This window comes from Brevibacillus sp. JB24b (assembly GCF_051713385.1).
GTDB lineage: Bacteria > Bacillota > Bacilli > Brevibacillales > Brevibacillaceae > Brevibacillus_B > Brevibacillus_B laterosporus.
In genome coordinates this window covers 1,693,596-1,714,651 of sequence record NZ_JBNVQV010000001.1, presented here as the reverse complement: position 1 = coordinate 1,714,651, position 21,056 = coordinate 1,693,596, and the positions used below count along the sequence as shown (strand labels likewise).

The window sequence follows — 21,056 nt, the reverse complement described above, 5'->3', positions numbered from 1 at the left end:
ACATAGCGTATGCTTACATAAAAAATCACTGCTCCAACAGAGCCTTATTTAAAATCTTCTAACACCTGCTCCAGCTGTCTCTCTGCAAGAGATTCCATCCGTACATCATACTCTGCAAAAGTATGCTTCCGAGATAGCTCATGCGGTGTAATAATACAGTACATACCAGCCGCTTTGGCAGCTGTCGCCCCTGTGACTGAATCCTCCACGGCAACCGCTTCATACGGTCTTACCCCAAGGCAATTAAGCGTTTTTATGTAAAGCTCTGGGTCAGGTTTGACTTGTAGCACATCATCCTTGGTTAAGACACAAGAAAAATAATCACGTATGCCATATTTCTTTAAATGAGGGTCTACCCATGAGCGGGGGGAGCTAGATGCAAGACCAATTTTTAACCCTAGAGAACGCGCTGCTTCTAAATATTCCCTCACACCTGGACGCAAATCTGTTGTCTGCAACAATTCTCTGTGGCGATTCAACCATCTATCTTCTGTTGCAACTCGGTCAACAGGCGCCTGGATCATCTCTTCTAAATGAGCAAAAGGATCAAATACAAGCTCACTCCCCACCCCTTGTGACCATAGATCAATAGGAAGTATTACACCATAAGAATCATAGATTTCCTTAAATGATTGATATAATGTCCATTCTGTATCCAAGATGGTTCCGTCAAAATCAAACACTAGCGCTTTTATCATGATATCCTCCTACCTGTTTATCTATCTTACATATGAACCTGGCAATCTATGAAAACCAAAACTGCTTCTTTGCTCTAGATATGTACCCCATGGAATTTGGGAAGTATGCCCCTCTATACCTCAATGTATCATCCTTTTCAAAGACGAAACAACTTTTAATCTGTTATAGTAGAAAAAAGGCAAGAATTTCGATCTTTTTTGGAAAAGAGGGATAGAATGTCACAGGATAAGCTGCAAGACCCCATGGTACAGGTTGATTGGCTTTATGAGCATCTTAACGATCCTTCACTAGTGATACTAGACTGCCGTTTTATTCTCGGACAACCAAATGCAGGGCGTGCAGAATACGATGCAGGTCATGTTCCCGGCGCCACCTACATCAGCTTGGAGTCAGACCTATCCGGTCAAAAAACAGAGCAAGGGCACGGTGGACGCCATCCATTACCGAACATTTCCGCCATGGAAGAGTTTTTTTCCAAAATGGGTATTGACCAGCATACAACCGTTGTTGCCTATGATGGAGATGATATGGCAATGGCAGCTCGCTTGTGGTGGATGTTACGCTACGTTGGACATGAGCGTGTGTATGTACTGGATGGTGGTTATACCGCATGGAACCGAGCAAATTATCCGACTAGCACAGAAATCCTTCAGCGGGAATCGCGTTCCTTCACAGCTAATGTTCAATTAGATATGCTTCTGACCAAGAGTGCGGTTGAACAACGAGAGGCTACTACACCTCTTCTCGATTCTCGTGCACCGGAGCGTTATCGAGGTGATGTGGAACCATTGGACTCTAAGGCAGGACACATTCCTGGAGCTGAGTGCTTCTTTTACAAAAACACTCTGCAATCAGATGGTACATTAAAAACGAAAGAACAGCTACAAAGCCATTTTGGTGAGTTATTACAGAAAAAGCAAATCATGGTTTACTGTGGATCGGGTGTAACAGCATGCGTCAACCTCCTAGCACTTATGAGAGCAGGTCGAGCCGATGCAAAGTTATACGGAGGTAGCTGGAGCGATTGGTCATCCTATGAGGATAGCCCTGTGGCGATAGGAGATAAGTAATTACAAGAAAGACCATCTAGTAAGTTTAGATGGTCTTTCTCTAGTGGGTTGGTAATATTGGGATTGTACACATATGTGGAAATATTGGCTACAAACAATACTGATCTGACACCGCTCATTTTTACGTATTTATGCCATGTAGTGCTTCCAATGCTTCCTCTTCTGTTTGTTTGAAAAATACCTGGTTTCCTTTGTTGCTTTCGTACATAAAGTCATTCAAACTTTTGCTGTTATAGGATTTAAACTCACCAACAAATGCAATTTTCATTCTATAATTTGTATACTTTTGTAAAACTTCACCAGCAAGACCTGTTTTTAAATCAAAGAAATCCTCAGTCAGGTGCTCTTTTCTTAGCAACATTTTCTCGCATTCATTATATTGTACGTTTGCCATTACATCCAAGGCATCGTTTACGTTATTAATTATGATGCTGTCACTTGATATAATGGCGACTTTTGAATTACCTTTCTGATCTATTTTCATTTCCATCCATATACTCCTCTCTATTTATTTACTTATTACACGTATATTCATATAACAAAATCCAAACATATGGATTTATACAGCAAACGCTCTGGTTCATCTTTTATGTACCGGGGATTTAATTTTACCATTTTTCCTTTTTCTTAGCTAATAAAACATCAACAATAGTATCAAGCTGAAGCTCCAGCGAGTATGGATCCTCCATCACAAATTCATCACCTTTATCGCCGAATGAACCGTACATATATACCTGACCTTTTTGCACAGCAGGAATCTTCTTCCACAAATCACTGTGTATAATTCGATCTGCCCCTTCATCGCTTCACTCCCCCGTTGCAAATCTGCCTATTACCAACCATGTTGGGTTTACGTTCATCATAATTGACAATCGTTCTGACTAGCATTCTGACCAGCAATTGCTTACAAATAGATCTGGCTTGAGCAATCTCATTTTGTCAAAGTAAAAGGTATTCTTACAACCGTTATTATCAAGCGCTTTCGTGTGGTTTGCCCTTCAAATTTTCCCAATTTAATGCTCGAATGTGTAGAGACGCTCTTTTATTGATATTGATTCTCATTTTGTGATTTATCATAAGATAAGAGCCATCCATATGCAATGAACTTATAATGTCCGCAGGGCTTCTACCAATAAGTTTTGGTGATCCGATTCCCCTGCCATTTATTAGTCACAGTGGTATTCATCTGATTTACCAATTCATTGCTATCGGCATCATAATAAGTGTATATAGACACAAAGATATGATAAGTACACAAGCTCAGGTAAAGTAGACATTACGATAAAAATACTAGAAGGACCTTAAATATATTATACACTTTCCTCTATCACTCTGCTGTTCTACAAATAGTAAAAGCCCCATTCAACGGGGCTTTTACTTCTTTTATCTGTTCGATTAGCGCTGATAGCCTGGGAATGCCCAGATTCCTGAGGTACGTAATAAATCACGGTAAATCCCTAGCTTTTCATCCTTTGTTACTTGCTTTGCTTTATCAGCAGAAGCGTAATCCATATATACCATATTCGTAAAGGTACGTTTATTTTCTTTTCCCATAAGGCGAGCATAGTGGTCACTAGATGCTTGGAAGCCAGATAGAGCTCGACGCATATGAGTTGCATTTGTTACTAAGGTTGCATCAGTAATCTCCATGGTTTCTATAATAGCCGTTGTGCATAATGCGTTTTCTACTGTATCAGATGCACTTTTTTCTAGAACAATACGATTCTTATCTACACCTTTTTCCAACAACCATTTGCTCATCGCTTCCGCTTCAGTAATGCCATTTTTAGCCGAGCCACCTGTAACGATAATTTTTGAATTAGGATATTTTTTTGCAATAGCTAATCCAGCTTGTAAACGTTCAATTAATGGCTGTTTCATAGAACCATCATTTTCAAGTGCAAAGCCTAAAATGATAATGGCATGATTTTTTTGAGGTAGGTTTTGAGGCACTGTGGTATTCAGTTCAGTCTTTAAATAAGCATCTGCTGCCTGTAGCTTCGCTTGAAAAGCAGCTGCTCGCTGTGGATCAATCTTTTGTAAGGTAGCCATGGATTTGTTATATGTAGCCTCATCACCATTTACCTTTGAATAAACACCATACAATAGATTTGCCTCGAAATGATTAGGCTGGAAGTTAACGATTTGTTTGTAGATGCCCACAGCCTCTTCTACTTTCTTCTGAAAAACCAAGGTTGAGGCCAAATAAAACTTTAACTCCATATTAAATGGGTCTAAAGAGCTTGCTTCCTTCAGATTTTTTTCCATTAGCTCAAATTTATCTTTTTGAGAGCTATTACGAAATAGGTCAATCGTTGAATCAACCAAATGCTGTATCCGTTGTGCTGTTGTTTCATTTTTTACAACAGGAGTTTTTTCTCCTGCAAATGCGCTAGTCAAAGGAGAGACGGAGAGTGCCAGCGCTAATGACAGGATCAGTTTGTTTTTGTGTTTTATCATGGTAGTTCCTCCTAAAATATCTTGGTGATGTAAATTACCTTTTGATTCATAATAGGTATAGCTAGTTCATGTAAGCGCATAAAAAATAATAGAATAAAATAAAAAAGGCATGACCCAAAAAACGGCAGAAAAAGCTCCGTTTAATTGGCTTATGCCTAGTCTAACTAGTAACACGCCGTATGATTGATATCGCTTACAAAAAACATGATACCACAGTCTATTTATACAAACAATTGTAGATAATGATTATTTTTCATCCGAAAGGTAAAAAACTGACTAACTTACTAAAAATGTAAGGCATATACAGTAAAAAACACCTTTGGTACAGAAGCAGAAAGAATAGGTAAAAATGACCAATCAACGAATGATTCTTCTTTAAATGCGCTGTAGTGATAGGCTCGTAAGTAATTATCAGAATATTATGGGAGGATGTAAATATGGTGAAACCAATTTCTATTTTTCTTCTGCTATTGTATAGTTTTTACATATAAGAGCGCTCTTACACCATAAAATTTAGAAAGGAACATAAAAATGGATAACGATCAAAAATATTACAAGCATGTAATTTTGACAAATTTGATTGCCAAAGTTTCATTTATAGCAAATAACGTAGCTGGAATGTCAGTTGAAAATACTGAAAATTACGTCAAAACAGATTGTGGTCTTCCCGCAGATACGTTTAACATTATCGTGTTACGAAATAATCATCTCAACCAATCGGAGGCAGACGAGGTAAAAATAGAGTTCCATCAATTTTATACAAAGAAATTCCCAATGGCGTTTTGGTATTGGGAGGATGACCACGATTTGAGTCATATACTGGAAGGTACTGGATTAGTAGAAGCCGAAATGAATGTGGCAATGATAGCAAATTTAGAACAATTAGAACCAGTTGTATTGGTACCAGAAGGCCTTGTCTTGAGGGAGATATCAACTGCTGAAGACATCGTAGAATTTGGCGAAGTACTTGCCTCTTTGTTTGGTACATCACAAGAATCCATCTCGGTACGCTCTTATTATGAACAGCTCTCCTCCTATCCACAATTACTTACAGAAAAGATGAAGCTCTACCTTGGTGAGTACAAAGGTGAACTTGTATCAATTGGATCTTTGATTTTCACAAAAGAGAGTGTTGGTATCTACGATATTGCTACAAGATCAGAATACAGAGGAAAAGGCTTTGGATCGGCAATGTTTAATTTTCTTGTCGAAGAAGCAAAGAAACAAAAGATTCCTCTGTGTGTTCTACAAGCCTCTCCTGATGGAATCAATATCTATAAAAAATCTGGCTTTCAATCCGTCGGTCAGATAAAAGTTTTTGAGAATAGGCATTTAGTTGAATAAGCCTAGATAGCTCTCCTCAAAATCTAATCTCCATCATGTGATGCTTGTTAGGCTTTAAACGCGAAAAGCCCATGAATCCCCCCTATTGTGGAAATCGTGGGCTTTTCGATGAAGTTTTATGTCACTTACAAGACAGGTATCCGTATACCACTAGCCCTTTTTTGACCATCTTTCAATCAGTTCTTCCGCTGTCAATATGGTTTCGATTTCCCCCCACTCTTTGCCAAGCTGCGTCACATATGGCGTGTCCAAACCTGCGCGTTGTAAAAGCTCCTGGTGGGAAAAGACATGGCGAGTGTCTGCGTCTATTAGTACCTGCCCTTGGTTCAAGACAATTGTTCGCTCAAAATGAGCAGCGACAAAATCCATATCATGTAAAATAGCCAGCACTAGTTTACCTTCCTGCTTCAACTGCTTGATAATCTCTGCAATCCGACGTTTTCCGGCGTCATCCTGTGCAATTGTTGGTTCATCTAAAATGATGACGTCTGTATTCATAGCAACCACAGATGCGATGGTTATTAGTTTTTTCTCCGATAGCCCCAGATCATGTGGATTCTCAGCATGACGATCCCATAAACCTACTAGCTGCAAAGCTTCCTTGGTACGTTGCTTTGCCGTTTGTACATCTACCTTGAGCTGTAGGGGGCCAAACATCACTTCATCTAATACTGTTCTTTTAAAAATCTGATCATGTGGATTTTGAAAGACGAGCCCAATTGTACCAGCAAGCTGTGCTACAGTCGCTGTTTTGGTATTAACCTCTCCAATACAAATGTCACCTGCTGTTGGTTGCAATAAGCCTTTTAATAGCTTGACTAAGGTCGTTTTCCCAGCACCATTCTGACCAATAATAGCCGTTGTGCGTTGGTCAAAAGCAAGTGATATTCCTTTTAGTACTTCCTGTCCACTTTGATAACCAAAACGAAGATCCAATAGTTTAATCATGCTGGTCACCCTCATTAGACTGCGATCTATTTTGTCCATAGTGCTGTTTAGCCTCGTTTGTGATTGCCGAGGAATCTTGTATTCGTTTTGCTTCAGCTGGCTTTTGTCTATTTTGTTGCTGATGTGCCTCATAAGAGCGCTGTGCTTCTTCTAACGTAACAGGATATGTATTTGTACCAGGTAATCTCAGACCTAATTCCCGACATACTCGGGTATAGACGGGCGGTTGAATATCATACTGTGCCAAGTCATCTCGTGAGAACAGGCGAGACGGTGTATCCACATCAATCAATTTCCCCTGGTGAAATAAGGCAATACGGTCAGCGTATACGGCCAGCTTTTCCATTTTGTGTTCAGCCAATATGACGGTCATGCCTTCTTTACTCAAACTTTGAATAGCGAGAAATACCTCTTCGGAACCTTGAGGATCAAGCTGAGATGTAGGCTCATCTAACACAATCACCTGAGGCCGCATAGCAATGACGCTAGCAATTGCCATGCGTTGCATCTGACCACCTGACAAGTCAAAAGGGGCACGGTCTTTGCATTCTTCGATATCTAACAAATACAGGACGTGATCAATTCTCTCGATCATTTGTTGCCGAGGTACACCCAAGTGCTCTAGTCCAAACGCAATCTCTTCATACACCGTTAGCTTAGCACCTGTTACCTGTGTAAAAGGATTCTGGAAGACAATGCCCACCTTGCGTATGGTTTCGTCAATTCCCTCTTTGCCCACATCCGTACCATCAATCAACACACTACCACCATAGGCTCCTTTATAAAAGTGGGGCACTAGTCCAGTTAATGCTTGGCAAAATGTTGATTTACCAGCTCGATTTTGCCCAATCACACCGAGGAACTCACCACGTTGTACTGTCATGCTTACACCATCTAACGCCAATTGTTCGCTCATTGGGTACCGATATTTTAGCTGATTAATCTCAATGTGACTCATCCGATAACCCTCCAAACAATCGCAATCACTATGCATACTCCCATAAGTGCTCGTAACATTTTTCCATGTGCATATTGTGTTTCTTCTTGTAGAAACGTCTTGGGACCCGATACATTAAATCCGCGAACCTGTAAAGCAAGACTCCGTTCCTTCGTATCTATGAGCGAGCTTAATACAACCGGACCGATTAGCGGAACAAATGCTTTCATTCTGGCCAACAAGCCCCCTTGTGTCTCCATCCCGCGCGATCGCTGTGCATCTGTAATCGTTTCCATTGTTGTCATCATTTGTGGGATAATTTGAAATACAGAGCTTAACACATATCCGAAGCGAGGTGACAAACCTTTTCGGACGAGTGATTCAATTAAATCCGACGGTTTAGTAGTTAATACCAGAATGAGAAAAGCTCCTACAATATTAAGGGCACGAAAACAAATACCCAGAGCATATAGTAAGCCTTCCTGATAAAACACCCAAGAGCCTATTTGAAAAAGCACCGTTTCATTTTTCACATAAAAAAATCCTTGGATAAGAACAATGGTTACCAGTACAAATCCAACAAAGCTAATGACTGCCAAAGCACGCCTGAACACCTTGCCCATCAATAAAATAAGGAAGCTAACGAGCATACCAATCAAAGCAGTGTACAAAGACGGTAAAATGATTGGTACCAATATAGCAAAAACAATATAGAAAAGCTTAGTAATCGGATCAATCTGGTGTATTACCGTATCCTTTGGAACATATAGACTCAATGTTTTCATGGTTTCTACACCTCTTATCTACCAACTTTAGTCCAGTGACTCAATATCTGACTTGTTTTTGTACATATGAATAAGGCTCTTTGGCAACACACGATATATGCCATAGGCAACCAAAACAGTTAATAATTTATCAGGAACATCCACCACTAATTCGTCTAAGAAAGAAGCAAGCCAGATCGATTGCGTCTTGTTCATTACAGAAGCAAACACAATGTCGCCCCATAAATTCCCAGTCTGTCCACCCCAAAACCATACATTTAATGGTGTAGAAATGAGCACAGCAGTTACACCAACAGTTAGTCCAACAACAGCCGCCTTACCCCAACTGTTTATCCAGCCTTTGAAAGCCATTGCCCCTGCAACTAAGCCCATACAAAGACTAGTCAAAGCATATACAAACGAAATCGGGTCCACCGTTAAACCATAAATAATGTTATTAATGAGTCCAGACAATCCCCCGATAATAGGACCTGCAAGTAAACTAGCCAGCACTGTTCCAATAGCATCCAGCCACAGAGGTAATTTTAAGAGTCCAGCAAACAATTTACCAATGTAATTAACACCAACCGCTACTGGAATAAGTACGAGCGCTGTAGTTGATAACGACCACATGCTGCGTTTTGTAGACATGATCATTCCTCCTTAACAAAATTAGTTTTAGTATGGGGGCTAAAAGCCATACTAGCAATAGTTTCGTAACAATTTGAGCAAGAAGTTTTTTATTTCTCTTCGTTCTCTAATAGATTTACCATGTAATGACAATTCACTCCTCTAAAAATCAAATTCTCCCCGTTACGACGCCATATTAGCGCCGCACCGGAGAGACTGCTTGCCACTTTTTATCCTGAAACAAAATACAACACACACTAGCCGTCATCAGTACGAGGAATCCAGTAAAAAAGGAACGGCTGATATTATCATACATTCCAGCTACTATCGGGCTTAAAATGGCTCCAGCAGACATTATAGCAGAGTAAAAGCTAAAAGCAGTACCGTAGAGATGACGTGGTGAATAGGAAGTCAAAATGGTTGTCATTGCAGGAAATAACAGCCCAAAGGCTCCCCCTACTAAAAACATCATCCAGTAAATCGAGACATTCCAATTCATTGCTGTCACATAAAACATGGCACTCAAAATGGAAAGACCAAATAAGCAGCGAACCACTGGTGACTTACGTTGTATCTGTGCCAAACTCAGTGTCAGCAATGAACCTAATCCCATCATGCTGAAAACCATACCAGTTACAGTAGGGTCTAAATGCTGACGAGCAATCAATAATGGCACTTCATACATCATAGTTCCTTGTGCATACATGATTGCAAAAGCAGAAAAGAAAGCAGGATACATCCCAACACTTCCAAATATCACGTGCAGCGTTTCTTTTACAGTTTTCTTTTGAGTCTGGTTGTTTTGGTGATCCTGCTTTTGTTCATCTACGTCTGCTTTGAATAAATACTCCTCAGGAGTCACCTTCCTTCCTTCTCCGCTATGCTTCGGTAAAAAGAGTAATGCGATTAGTCCTGTGATTAGCATTACCCATCCCAAGATGACAAAGGAGTTAGCAAATCCAAACCTTCCCGCTAGAAATCCCCCCACTGCTGGTGACAAAATGGAGGCAAAGGTTAGAATAATGCCTTTTTGTACAAATATTTTATTTTGTTCATCAATCGTATCCGCAGATGAGGCGAGCACCGCAAAACAAGCAGGAGAGACAAAAGCCATAACATACCCATAGGTCAACCGGATACCGAGCAATTGCGTAGAGCTATCAATAATCCCATGCAGCATTAATAAAATTCCTGAGATCATCAAGCCTGCGCTAATAAATCCTTTTTTGTTATAGCGATCGATGATAGGTCCTGCTGTCAAATTGCCAATGAGATTAGTGAAGGAATACGCACTTAACAAAAGTCCAATTAACAAAGCAGGCGCTCCCAATTCTTCAATAAAGGGTGATAAGAGGGGCATTTGTGCATGCATGTCGAACGAGGCTAAAAACAAAATGACAAACAGCAACCAAAGGGCATACTTTCTCCGCAAAACATTTCCACTCCTTCCTTTGCTACTGCTCTTTTCACTATATGAGAGTGGCTGTCCGCTTCATGAATGAAAAAACCTTTTTATACAAGAAAGACGCAAAAGATGTCTTTTGCATCCTTGCGTCTTTTGGTATTTGCTTGGCTTATATTAGTCCGTCACTCGGTGTAATCCTAAGGAACTCTCGTGGAAAGTAAGCTTCGGATATTTTTCTTGAGCCATGCGTAATTGGTATTCACTATCAAATAGCATGACTAGACGGCCAAAACGATCTGTAACGGATTGGCTGCGGGATTTAACCGCATCCATTGCTTCCTTATCTCCTTCGATCCAACGTGCAATTTGGTACGACATACGTTGCAAATCAATATCAACGCCGTACTCTGCTTTCAAGCGATACTCCAGTACTTCAAATTGCAAGACACCAACCACTCCAAGAATGAGCTCTTCCCATGGATGGGTCTTAAACAACTGCACTGTACCTTCTTCTGTCAGTTGCATGATGCCTTTTTGGAACTGTTTATGCTTCATCGCATCTTTAACGGTCACCTTGGCAAAGAATTCTGGAGAGAAATGCGGCATTTCTTCGTATTCAAAGGCAGGCCCAACACAGAGTGTGTCCCCTATTTGAAAAATTCCCGGGTCAAATAAACCAATTACATCACCAGCAAATGACTCATCAACTATTTCACGATCTTGCGCCATAAATTGCATAGGCTGAGCCAATTTGATATCTTTACCTAACCGCACGTGGCGAACGCTCATTCCTCTTTGGAATTTACCTGAGCAAATTCGCATAAATGCTACCCGATCCCGATGTGCTGGGTTCATGTTAGCCTGAATTTTAAAGATGAAGCCAGAGAATTTACCATTTAATGGATCAACTTCTCCGATTGTACTTTTCTTTGGCGAAGGTGGCGGTGCCATCTGCAAGAAATTTTCTAGGAAGGTTTGTACTCCGAAGTTATTGATCGCCGAACCGAAAAACACAGGAGTCAACTCCCCCTTAGCGATCAGTGACTCATCGTATTCATCACCTGCGATATCTAACAGGGAAACTTCTTCCTGTAGCTGATCGTACAGAACCTCGCCTACGCTACTCTTAATTTTGGGATCATCAGGTCCACTTACTTCAACGGAGGAAATCTCTTGGTGATCGCTACCATCCTGATACAGCTCCACGCGATTTTTCACACGGTCATATACACCACAAAGATCGCTTCCCATACCAATTGGCCAGTTCATTGGATAAGAGCGGATTCCCAATACATTCTCTAATTCTTCTAAAAGAGAGAACGGGTCTTTTCCGTGACGATCCAATTTGTTGATAAAGGTAAAAATAGGAATTCCACGCATCCGACAAACCTTAAACAGCTTGATGGTCTGCGCCTCTACCCCTTTTGCTACGTCAATGATCATGACCGCAGCATCAGCAGCAGTCAACGTACGGTACGTATCCTCACTAAAATCTTCATGACCAGGTGTATCCAGAATATTAATATGGTGTCCTTTATATTCAAAGTCCATCGCGGAGGAGGTTACTGAGATACCACGTTTTTTCTCAATTTCCATCCAGTCGGAAGTAGCATGTTTAGAGTTTTTACGTCCTTTCACCACGCCGGCTTCTCGAATGGCGCCTCCATAATACAATAATTTTTCAGTCATCGTCGTTTTCCCGGCATCCGGGTGGGAAATGATAGCGAATGTACGCCGTCTCGTGATTTCATTCTCCCAATTCGCTTGTGATTGAGTCATTTATTCATTCTCCTATGGCAATCAAATTCTTCCTTACGCTTCTCTACCAGTACGATTATACAAACAAACTCGCTTCGATAAAAGAGAAAAGTCTACAATTAGCGTGATTCTCTTCTACTACATCCTACTTTACATGAAACTTTATCCAAAATGACTCGTAATTCGTATATAAGATTTAAAGGAGATCGGCTGACTATTAAAGACAGTATTAGTAGCAAAGTTTATGTAATTAAAGAAAATTTGCTCTTAAATGACACAACAGTAAAACCTGAGTTTGTCGGTGAAATTATCAATGAAGGTCAAAAACTATCAGTCGGTTCAATCTAAAGATACCCACAATAGTGATAAAAACTGGACTATCATTATGGCACCAATCGTTGCTATCTTCTTTATTGGCTATATTATCATCAGTTATTCAAAACGAAGAGCGGGCAAATAAATCGCCTGCTTTTCTGTTAGAAGATAGATGTACATACACAAAAAATCCGCTATAATAATGAGACAGTCAGCATGTGTAAGCGAAGATAATCCTAGGCACGCTATATATACATAATTTTCGAACAAAAACTTTTTATCAGAAAATTTTCTTTAGGAGGCGTTCTCTCTATGAGTAAGATTAATCAATTAGCTACAGATTTTACTACTTTCTCTAAAAAAATTCAGGCGTACAATAATGCAACCGCTGTCTTATACTGGGATCTCCGTACGAAAGCACCGAAAAAAGGGATGGATGCACGCTCAGAAGTAATTTCTACCTTATCCACTGAGGCATTCAAGCTCTCTACATCCGAACAAATGGAGGATTACCTACAACGTCTGACTGAGGAGCAAACCTACAAGCAATTAGATGCGGTTACTCAAAAATTAGTGGAAGAATCTAAAAAAGAATTTGATTTAAACAAAAAGATTCCAACCGACCGTTATCAAGAATATGTGCTCGTGACAAACCAAGCTGAAAATCTCTGGGAAGAGGCTCGCGAAAAAAATGATTTTTCTCTGTTCCGTCCCTACCTAGAAAAAATCGTTAAAATGAAATTGGAATTCATTAATTATTGGGGAGCGAAGCCAGATAAATATGATACCCTATTGGATCAATATGAACCAGGTATGACAGTAAAACAATTGGACCAAATTTTCACCTTATTGCGTGATAAAACGGTTCCATTGGTACATGCAATCAATGAATCTAATCGTCGACCAAATATTAGCTTTATGGAAAAACATTTCGCCAAAGCAGATCAAGCAGCATTTAATCAGCTTGTGTTGAAGAAAATTGGCTTTGACTTCCAAGCTGGTCGCCTAGATACCAGTACCCATCCCTTCTGCATTCACTTTGGTTCCAGCGATGTCCGTCTAACCACCCGATACGATGAACAAGATTTCCGTTATGCTTTATGGAGTAGTATTCATGAAGCAGGTCATGGTATGTATGAGCAAAATGTAAATACAGCTTATAATGGTCTATTGCTAAGTAACGGTACTTCCATGGGCGTTCATGAATCCCAGTCACGTTTTTGGGAAAACATGGTCGGTCGTAGTCTGCCTTTCTGGGAGCATTTCTATCCAGCTGCACAACAAGCATTCCCTGAGCAATTTGCCGGCGTAGCATTGGAAGATTTCTACCGGGCAGCCAATTTAGTAGAACCATCCTTTATCCGTACGGAGTCAGATGAGCTTACTTACAATTTGCATATCATGGTTCGCTATGAGATCGAAAAAGGCTTAATCAACGAAACCATTGAGGTAGGCGAACTACCACAAATTTGGAATAAGAAAATGAAAGAATACCTAGGCGTCGATGTACCTAGTGATGATCTTGGGGTCTTGCAGGATGTTCACTGGTCTAGCGGTTTAATGGGTTACTTCCCAACATATTCCCTAGGAAATGTTTATGCCGCACAATTTACACATGCAATGAAGAAGCAGCTTCCTAGCTTTGATGATCTCTTACGTGCTGGTGACTTTACACCGCTTAACCAATGGTTACGCGAGAATATCCACCAATTCGGAAAAATGAAATCTCCACAGGAGTTATTGCAGCATGTAACCGGAGAGCAAGTGAATGCAAGCTATCTAGTTGATTATTTAGAAACGAAATATAAAGACTTATATCAGCTCTAAAAATAAGCATAGCCTATTCTTTATAAGAGCATAAAAATAGCCTCCTTGTGCGCTCATCATTTTCTAGATGCTACGACACAAGGGGGCAAATTACTCTTTTATTCCCTTATTTATAATTTAGCTTCGTCTGTTTTTACCACATTCATTCCTACTGATTTTTCATTTGTTCTGGTCAGAACAATTATCCCCAATACTACAAACCCCATTCCTAAAATATGATACCAGTAGATGTCTTCCTTGAGCACTAAGCTCGATAATAAAATCGTAGTAATTGGCGTTAGTGCAGTGAACACGGAGGCTACACTAGCAGGTATCACTTTTAATCCTTGATTCATTAAAATGACTGCCAGTATTGTAACGATAATGGCTGTATAGAAAACCAATAGCCAAACCGATATAGATATTTGAGAAAAATCGATGCTCAATGAATCATGAATAGCTAGTGGTAAAAATAAAATGGCCCCTATAATACTCAATGCCGTTGAAATAGCTAAAGGAGACCACGCTTTCGATAATAGTTTTCCGAACGAAAAAAAGATAGCATCCCCTATAACAGCACAGAGAATCAGAAAATTCCCAAAAAGCGAATTAAAACTTAGACTATTTGTAGAAATAATTCCAAAAACATTTATTGAAATTGTGCCTAAGATAGTTAATAAAATTCCCGAAATCTTTGCAACACCTAATTTCTCTTTAAGAAAAACGTATGCAATGACTCCCATTGCAGCAGGAGTACAACTTAGAACAATTCCACTTTCTACAGCAGAGGTATATTGTAAACCATATAATAAGCATACACTAAATAGAAAAATTCCTACGAAGCTTTGTACAAGTAGAACAAAAGCATCTTTTTTATATAAGGTAGGAAACCTTCTTTCTTTTCGATAAAACATTGGCAGCAAAATAAGACTAGCAATAAGTAGCCTTAATTCAGATGCTAAAAAAATAGGAATTTGTTCCAAAATAAATTTATTTACTACTACAAAGCTTCCTACAATAGACATCGCAATGGATACTTTTACATACGCAATCGTGCTATTAGACAAGTAAATCTCTCCCACTATTTAATAAAAAAATCGCTTTTTCTCTATTTAGCTTATATTTATGGCAACCCGATTGTTTACCATCAACAGTAATAGTACCATAATTAGCTATTCTATTGGTTTTTTTTAGAAGCAAAAGTGCACTCATATTCCTGTTAGGTTACGGATGAAATATGCACAATCTATTCATAGTACAAAAAAAGGCTTTTTGACTAGAACAAAAAGCCTCACCTTTAGAACGATTTTTCAAATTAAACTAGTGAATATTTCTAGCCAGCTGTACAGCTTTCTTTGCATTAGCTAGTCCGCTTCCTGTCGCTACATCACTTCCAGGGCCCGCAGGTGCACCTAGAGCATTTACTCCTACTGTAATATCTGTTGCTGTACTCATTAGTACTTCTTTTATTTTTTGTGGGGTTATGGCTGGGTTCGCTTGTTTTAGCAATGCACATATACCTGCTAGCTGTGGTGCTGCTGCTGACGTTCCACTAAATCTAGCCCACCCATCACTTGGCGTTGTCCCATCCACATCTGTACTTCCCGACATCGGATCAATTTTTGCTTCAGCTTCATCTAACTCATCTCCTGGTTCGACAGGAAGCATGATATATTGTGCACGAGGTTGCATTCCTACTAGACCACATACATCAGGAACCTTACGTCCAGGAAAGATACGACTATTAAAACCACTTGAATAGTTAGATGCTTGCATACGTCCAGTTTCATCGACATAGACCCCACCTGCAGAAATTACGTCAGGATGCTGTCCCGGAAATGAAATATGACCATTCCCTGCTGAGAAAACCACTGTAATACCTTGCCTTACTGCATTAGCAACTGCGGTAGATAGCACTCTCTCAAAAGCTGATATAGAACTGCGCTGTTTTGTATCAAATCCCCAGCTACATGTAATGACATCTGGTTGAAGCTGTACTGCCGTGTTGAAATCACCTGCTGCATTGACAGCTGCATCAACATTTGGTAGCCCTCCCTGTTTTACCATCGTAAAGGTAATATGTGGAGCTAAGGCAAAAATATTAGCCGACTCTCCCGTCCCATGCCCACTCTCATCATGGGTTGGAGCAGTTGCACCAGGTGCTAGTACTACTTGATTGGCATGATATCCTTTCGCTTCAAAATACGGATGACGATACCACCCACTATCTACCATGGCAACATGAACGCCTCGTCCTGTAATGCCTTCATCGTGAACAGAATCTGCTTGTAAAATACGAGCTACGTCTTCTGGAACATCCAAATAATAGCCTTGTACGTTTGGCGCAGTAGCTAAGGGAGGAGTAGCCATCGAGGAAGGCCTCTCTAATGTAGCCACACTACCATCACCTAATGAAAGATAATAGACTGGTTCATTGATTGCTACACCTTCTAATACATCAGAAAGCGTACTATTAGACGTATCGATCAGTCCAGACATCTCCGTTGATGGATCATCTAAAATCGTGGCAGTACCCATCTGACCATGTTTCATGACACTGCGTTCTTCTGCTACAATCTTCGTGTTAAAGGCCTTCTCATAAGTCTCTGGTGGAGCTGATATGTTGATTGTCGTATTTCCAATATGTAAAACTTCAAACCCTGCCTCTTTCAACTTTTCCACCGCTTTATCCACTAATTCTGGTTTGTTATAGTAACGTTCAACATTTTCATGCGTGATAGATCCTGTTGTTGCAAATAGAGACTCTCCCTCAACAGAATGTACAGATGCTTCCGCAAATATGATAGGAGGCATTGAGGATACCTCTGTTACGTCATGATTCTCAGTCATTTCTTTCCTCCCTTTTCCACTAGTTTTGTCATAATAAACAGGCTTGTTTTCTTGAAACACAACTTGTTCTACGACATGTTGCATATGAGAAGGAATCTGTGGATTTCCTTTATTCCATTCCTCTCCTAGCCATTGTGCAAACTGCTTTTTCGTCCCACTTACAGTCATTGTCACACCAGCGGTATGTACTGTTAGACCATTCGCTTCAATGAGTTGCTTCGCTTCTGCCAATACTTTTTCACTTGGCTGAAATAACTCGACGTTTTCCGACGTAATTGGTACATTTGTTGTTAAGAGAGATTGTCCACTTTTTGACTGTAAGACTACCTCAGCAGAAATCATTTGATCGGATGAATGAATGTTCATATATTCCCCCACCAAATCAGGATGTTTTTATTATTACAAATGTCCATTTTCTTATTCTGGTAACATACTCTCTTCCTATTCAAAAAATACAGTGATTGCCGTTCCTCTGGCGACATCAGAGTCGTAGTTGCATTTTTACTATCAGAGAGTATAAAAAAGGAGCGACTTTAATCGCTCTCTACCTAATCTTTTAGCCGTCTACCTCCTTATTATATGTATTTTTTTGATTTATCTATTAATTGTTGTATATATTTACTGTCTTTTCTGATAATGAAAACTCCATAAGCCTATTAGACATTATTCTGTATGACAAGACTGCTCTATACAGTGATTGATCTCTGCTTGTAGCTATTTTTCCTCAACCGGTTTCAAGCGCGCAGTGAAATGGCGGAGCATTGATGGTTCGTATGTAAACGTAAGCCCCCGCAACTCATGTGCACGCTCTTTAATCCGAATTAAACCGTCTGCAATAACATCCATATGGGCATAGGTGTACACCCTTCTCGGAATCGTTAGGCGTAATAATTCTAGGGGACTTAAAAGTTGTTGGTTGGTTTCCGGGTCTCTTCCCAGTAATAATGAGCCTACCTCAACCGCCCGAACCCCGCTTTCTACATAAAGCTCATTGGCAAGTACCTGACCTGGGAATTGATCAAACGGAATGTGTGATAACATTTTTTTGGCATCTACAAATACAGCATGACCTCCAGTTGGCGTCTGGATCGGGATTCCACTTGCTACCAGTCGATCTCCTAAATAAGCAATCTGCGCGATCCGATAGTGCAAATACTCCTCCTCTACAACCTCCTGCAAGCCTGCTGCTAATGCTTCCATATCACGTCCCGCCAAACCTCCATATGTCGGGAACCCTTCAAGAGGGACAACAGCAGAACGGATTTGTTCATACAACTCTTGTTCTTCACGAATCCCAATAAGTCCTCCAATATTGACCAATCCGTCCTTTTTAGCACTCATGGTAAAAGCATCTGCGTAAGTAAACATTTCCCGAACAATTTGACGAATTGATTTTTGCTGATAGCCAGCTTCACGCTGTTTAATAAAGTAAGCATTCTCAGAAAAACGAGCGGCATCTAGCAAAAATCGAAGACCATATTCTTTGGCTAATGCTGAAGCTTGCTTAATATTCTCCATAGATACAGGCTGGCCACCTGCACTGTTATTTGTAATCGTTATGATTAGTAAAGCAATATTTTCCTTCCCTGTTTCTTCGATAACTTTTCTTGCTTTCTCAATATCTATATTTCCCTTAAAAGCATGGTAGGTATTTGTGTCTAAAGCTTCATCCGTCACAAGATCAATGGCTTTTCCGCCTGCCAATTCCACATGAGCTCGGGTAGTATCAAAGTGCCAGTTACTAATGACAGACTGGCCTGGCTTGATCAGCAGAGGAAAAAGAACTTGTTCGGCTCCCCTCCCCTGATGAGTTGGAACAACATAAGAATACCCGATTACATCTCGCACACTATCTTGTAAATGATAAAAACTACGACTACCTGCATAGGATTCATCGCCTTGCATAAGCCCTGCCCATTGCCGATCGCTCATTGCTCCTGTTCCACTGTCCGTTAGCAGATCAATGTAGACATCTTCAGCGCGAAGTGAAAACGGATTATACCCCGCTTCCTTTAATGCAGTAATCCGTTCGTCTCGTGAAATAAGTCGCAATGGTTCTATCATTTTGATTTTAAATGGTTCCGCTGGATATTTCATTTTTTCCTCACCTCTTCACATATTTTCTTACCAATTATTGATACGGATACCTGTTATACTACGTTACTGATCTTTAGACTCTTTATTTTATGATGCAAAGATTCGAAGCATATCAGGTAAACAAGAAAAAATTTTAACCAGTAAACACCTAAAAAATAAAAATATAAAAAGCCTGTTCCCATGTGCCGAGGAACAGACCTTTCTTCACTTATGAAATATATATTATTTCGCTTGCAGGCTAGCATTCTCTGCTGTAGCTAACTGCTGCTTTTCTGTACGTTCTTCCTGTTGTTTTCCTTTTGTTAACTTGGTTTTGATAGGCGATACCAACCAGTACATGGTACCTACAAATAGTGCTCCCCCGACAATGTTTCCTAAAGTAACAATGCTCAGGTTATGAACCCAGCCCGCAATGGTAATCGTCTCTGGGTGTGGAAGCATTAGCGCCAGTGTTAGCACTGTCATGTTGGCTACGCTATGCTCATAGCCAGAGGTAATAAAGGCAAACAACATCCAGAAAATCAAAATTAGTTTCGCTGTATCTTCCTTTGCCCGGGTCGCTGTCCAAATAGACAAACAAACTAACCAGTTACAAAGAATTCCTCTGAAAAATAATTGCACAGTTGGTAGGTTCATTTTTTTAGCTGCTAGATAAAAGAGCATATGGTCGCTTGAAGCGTGACTAAACACTCCCGAACCTAAGATGATCAGGCAGAAAACAGTTGCACCGAGTAGGTTACCAATCCAGCACCACACCCAGTTCTTCCCTGCATCCTTCCATTTAGTCGCACCACTTAATGCACCTATTGTGAAATACATATTATTGCCGGTAAACAAATCGGAACCAGCGAAGATCACCAGGGTTAAGGCAATCCCAAACGACACGCCCATCAATGTCATAGTAAGGGGGGAACCAGCTTGTAACAGTGGTTCACCCACCGTTAAAATTAATACGATTCCGATCCCTACATAGCATCCCGCTAGAGCAGCGTGTAACAAGTAGCGTGCTATGCTTTTATCCAGCATCTCTTTTTTCTTTAGTGCGTTCTTAGCCATCACTTCCAGAGTATCAGTATACAAGGTCTCCAACTCCTTAGGGTGTTAGGCACGTGTTGTCGTTAAGATAAAAAGTTATCGCAAGCAGGCAAGCCTAGTTTCACCGTTTTTCCTTCGACCTTTACGGGGTATACTTCTATCTGACCTCTATCAGGAGCTTGCACCATTCCATCCACTAACGAAATTTTCCAGTCATACAAAGGGTCATACAAAAATAAATCAGAAATGATTCCGTCTACTAATGTACCCCCTTTAGGATGTGGATTACGGTTAGCCACTGCATAGAATTGATTATCTTCTAAACGAAACAGAGCGATCTCTGTTTCTTCTACACAGACAACTCTGCCTACTTTCTTTGGAAAATCATCAATGTTCCCTATTTCATAGAAACAAACTAACTGTTCAGCAACAGGATACAGCATGCTTCTAACACTTCCTTCCCTTTGGACATACAAGAAATAATCTCTATTTCATTCTACATTCGTAGTATAACGGGTTCGATTGAAATGCAAAAGTTATATACGTCACTTTATGAGAAATTTTTCACTTTCTTTTCTGTTTTGTCACATTTGGGAAGAAAATTTGTTGTTTATCTCCCCATATATAGAATACTAACCAATAATATCTAGCCATTTTGGAGGTGTAATAATGGATTTTTCTCAACTACGCCAGTATTTTAACGACATCGCACACAGTATTGGAGATATCAGTAGTAAGACAGGGAATGCTTTGATAGGTATTCATTCTGAATTAAGTAAAATAAGTAAAGCTATACAAACTACAAATATTTTGCTTGCTATTCTCATTTTTATGGTTGTGGTTCATTTTATTTATTCTGTTGTCCAAAACAGAAAAAAGGGTACATAACGAAGAAGACCTCCTACGTTTTTGTAAGGGTCTTCCTTTATCTAGACGGT

At 40.0% G+C, this 21,056-nt stretch carries 19 protein-coding genes; 4 read left to right on the top strand and 15 right to left on the bottom strand.

Annotation, left to right across the window (positions count from 1 at the left end):
- Positions 1–44: 44 nt before the first annotated feature.
- On the bottom strand, positions 45–698 hold the full coding sequence (locus tag ACQV1I_RS08360) for an HAD family hydrolase (RefSeq protein ID WP_094699238.1): 654 nt from the start codon (positions 696–698) through the stop codon (positions 45–47).
- Positions 699–914: 216 nt separating this feature from the next.
- Between ACQV1I_RS08360 and ACQV1I_RS08355 the strand changes: the two genes are divergently transcribed.
- On the top strand, positions 915–1,769 hold the full coding sequence (locus ACQV1I_RS08355) for a sulfurtransferase (protein WP_116334573.1): 855 nt from the start codon (positions 915–917) through the stop codon (positions 1,767–1,769).
- A 121-nt stretch (positions 1,770–1,890) separates the two neighbouring features.
- Here ACQV1I_RS08355 and ACQV1I_RS08350 read toward each other — a convergent pair whose 3' ends face one another.
- The 3 genes from ACQV1I_RS08350 to ACQV1I_RS08340 form a co-directional block, all read right to left on the bottom strand.
- Positions 1,891–2,259 (bottom strand): DUF4180 domain-containing protein, encoded by a 369-nt coding sequence (locus ACQV1I_RS08350; protein WP_094699240.1) that lies wholly within the window; start codon positions 2,257–2,259, stop codon positions 1,891–1,893.
- A gap of 118 nt (positions 2,260–2,377) precedes the next feature.
- Positions 2,378–2,518: a hypothetical protein gene (locus ACQV1I_RS08345; RefSeq protein ID WP_176452325.1), complete on the bottom strand. Its 141-nt coding sequence runs from the start codon at positions 2,516–2,518 to the stop codon at positions 2,378–2,380.
- Between the two features lie 646 nt (positions 2,519–3,164).
- On the bottom strand, positions 3,165–4,229 hold the full coding sequence (locus tag ACQV1I_RS08340; RefSeq protein WP_116334572.1) for a YdcF family protein: 1,065 nt from the start codon (positions 4,227–4,229) through the stop codon (positions 3,165–3,167).
- Positions 4,230–4,760: 531 nt separating this feature from the next.
- Here ACQV1I_RS08340 and ACQV1I_RS08335 point away from each other — a divergent pair.
- Positions 4,761–5,573 (top strand): GNAT family N-acetyltransferase, encoded by an 813-nt coding sequence (locus ACQV1I_RS08335; protein WP_116334571.1) that lies wholly within the window; start codon positions 4,761–4,763, stop codon positions 5,571–5,573.
- A gap of 150 nt (positions 5,574–5,723) precedes the next feature.
- Here the strand turns inward: ACQV1I_RS08335 and ACQV1I_RS08330 are convergent, their stop codons facing one another.
- From ACQV1I_RS08330 to ACQV1I_RS08305, 6 genes are all read right to left on the bottom strand, one after another.
- The gene (locus tag ACQV1I_RS08330; protein ID WP_116334570.1) at positions 5,724–6,521 is read right to left on the bottom strand and encodes an energy-coupling factor ABC transporter ATP-binding protein; all 798 of its coding nucleotides are present in this window, start codon (positions 6,519–6,521) and stop codon (positions 5,724–5,726) included.
- Positions 6,514–7,479, bottom strand: a complete 966-nt coding sequence (locus tag ACQV1I_RS08325) for an energy-coupling factor ABC transporter ATP-binding protein (protein WP_116334569.1) — start codon at positions 7,477–7,479, stop codon at positions 6,514–6,516. The genes ACQV1I_RS08330 and ACQV1I_RS08325 overlap by 8 nt, the downstream gene beginning before the upstream one ends.
- On the bottom strand, positions 7,476–8,243 hold the full coding sequence (locus ACQV1I_RS08320; protein WP_116334568.1) for an energy-coupling factor transporter transmembrane component T family protein: 768 nt from the start codon (positions 8,241–8,243) through the stop codon (positions 7,476–7,478). Before ACQV1I_RS08320 ends, ACQV1I_RS08325 begins: the two co-directional genes overlap by 4 nt.
- A gap of 27 nt (positions 8,244–8,270) precedes the next feature.
- Positions 8,271–8,873, bottom strand: a complete 603-nt coding sequence (locus ACQV1I_RS08315; RefSeq protein ID WP_018673111.1) for a membrane protein — start codon at positions 8,871–8,873, stop codon at positions 8,271–8,273.
- A gap of 175 nt (positions 8,874–9,048) precedes the next feature.
- Positions 9,049–10,284, bottom strand: coding sequence for an MFS transporter (locus ACQV1I_RS08310; protein ID WP_094699246.1), 1,236 nt, complete (start codon positions 10,282–10,284; stop codon positions 9,049–9,051).
- Between the two features lie 147 nt (positions 10,285–10,431).
- A complete protein-coding gene (locus tag ACQV1I_RS08305) occupies positions 10,432–12,036 on the bottom strand; it encodes a peptide chain release factor 3 (RefSeq protein WP_116334567.1) in 1,605 nt (534 codons plus the stop codon).
- Positions 12,037–12,642: 606 nt separating this feature from the next.
- Here ACQV1I_RS08305 and ACQV1I_RS08300 point away from each other — a divergent pair.
- Positions 12,643–14,157, top strand: coding sequence for a carboxypeptidase M32 (locus ACQV1I_RS08300; RefSeq protein ID WP_018673107.1), 1,515 nt, complete (start codon positions 12,643–12,645; stop codon positions 14,155–14,157).
- 110 nt (positions 14,158–14,267) lie between these two features.
- On the opposite strand, the gene ACQV1I_RS08295 is transcribed toward ACQV1I_RS08300, so the two are convergent.
- The 5 genes from ACQV1I_RS08295 to nirD form a co-directional block, all read right to left on the bottom strand.
- Entirely contained in the window at positions 14,268–15,203 is a 936-nt protein-coding gene (locus tag ACQV1I_RS08295; RefSeq protein ID WP_116334566.1) for a DMT family transporter, read from the bottom strand.
- Between the two features lie 253 nt (positions 15,204–15,456).
- Entirely contained in the window at positions 15,457–17,352 is a 1,896-nt protein-coding gene (locus ACQV1I_RS08290; protein WP_328207765.1) for a S8 family serine peptidase, read from the bottom strand.
- Positions 17,353–17,700: 348 nt separating this feature from the next.
- On the bottom strand, positions 17,701–19,083 hold the full coding sequence (locus tag ACQV1I_RS08285) for a tryptophanase (protein ID WP_094699249.1): 1,383 nt from the start codon (positions 19,081–19,083) through the stop codon (positions 17,701–17,703).
- A 222-nt stretch (positions 19,084–19,305) separates the two neighbouring features.
- Positions 19,306–20,163, bottom strand: coding sequence for a formate/nitrite transporter family protein (locus tag ACQV1I_RS08280; protein WP_018673102.1), 858 nt, complete (start codon positions 20,161–20,163; stop codon positions 19,306–19,308).
- 38 nt (positions 20,164–20,201) lie between these two features.
- A complete protein-coding gene (gene nirD, locus ACQV1I_RS08275) occupies positions 20,202–20,561 on the bottom strand; it encodes a nitrite reductase small subunit NirD (protein ID WP_018673101.1) in 360 nt (119 codons plus the stop codon).
- Positions 20,562–20,787: 226 nt separating this feature from the next.
- On the opposite strand from nirD, the gene ACQV1I_RS08270 reads away from it, so the two are divergent.
- Positions 20,788–21,006, top strand: a complete 219-nt coding sequence (locus ACQV1I_RS08270) for a hypothetical protein (protein WP_094699252.1) — start codon at positions 20,788–20,790, stop codon at positions 21,004–21,006.
- Positions 21,007–21,056 lie beyond the last annotated feature (50 nt).

Coding starts and splice junctions, on each gene's coding strand:
- ACQV1I_RS08315 (WP_018673111.1), bottom strand. CDS start 8,873: ATGTCTACAAAACGCAGCATGTGGTCGTTATCAACTACAGCGCTCGTA.
- ACQV1I_RS08270 (WP_094699252.1), top strand. CDS start 20,788: ATGGATTTTTCTCAACTACGCCAGTATTTTAACGACATCGCACACAGT.
- ACQV1I_RS08350 (WP_094699240.1), bottom strand. CDS start 2,259: ATGGAAATGAAAATAGATCAGAAAGGTAATTCAAAAGTCGCCATTATA.
- ACQV1I_RS08360 (WP_094699238.1), bottom strand. CDS start 698: ATGATAAAAGCGCTAGTGTTTGATTTTGACGGAACCATCTTGGATACA.
- ACQV1I_RS08300 (WP_018673107.1), top strand. CDS start 12,643: ATGAGTAAGATTAATCAATTAGCTACAGATTTTACTACTTTCTCTAAA.
- nirD (WP_018673101.1), bottom strand. CDS start 20,561: ATGCTGTATCCTGTTGCTGAACAGTTAGTTTGTTTCTATGAAATAGGG.
- ACQV1I_RS08340 (WP_116334572.1), bottom strand. CDS start 4,229: ATGATAAAACACAAAAACAAACTGATCCTGTCATTAGCGCTGGCACTC.
- ACQV1I_RS08305 (WP_116334567.1), bottom strand. CDS start 12,036: ATGACTCAATCACAAGCGAATTGGGAGAATGAAATCACGAGACGGCGT.
- ACQV1I_RS08320 (WP_116334568.1), bottom strand. CDS start 8,243: ATGAAAACATTGAGTCTATATGTTCCAAAGGATACGGTAATACACCAG.
- ACQV1I_RS08290 (WP_328207765.1), bottom strand. CDS start 17,352: ATGAACATTCATTCATCCGATCAAATGATTTCTGCTGAGGTAGTCTTA.
- ACQV1I_RS08355 (WP_116334573.1), top strand. CDS start 915: ATGTCACAGGATAAGCTGCAAGACCCCATGGTACAGGTTGATTGGCTT.
- ACQV1I_RS08285 (WP_094699249.1), bottom strand. CDS start 19,083: ATGAAATATCCAGCGGAACCATTTAAAATCAAAATGATAGAACCATTG.
- ACQV1I_RS08325 (WP_116334569.1), bottom strand. CDS start 7,479: ATGAGTCACATTGAGATTAATCAGCTAAAATATCGGTACCCAATGAGC.
- ACQV1I_RS08330 (WP_116334570.1), bottom strand. CDS start 6,521: ATGATTAAACTATTGGATCTTCGTTTTGGTTATCAAAGTGGACAGGAA.
- ACQV1I_RS08335 (WP_116334571.1), top strand. CDS start 4,761: ATGGATAACGATCAAAAATATTACAAGCATGTAATTTTGACAAATTTG.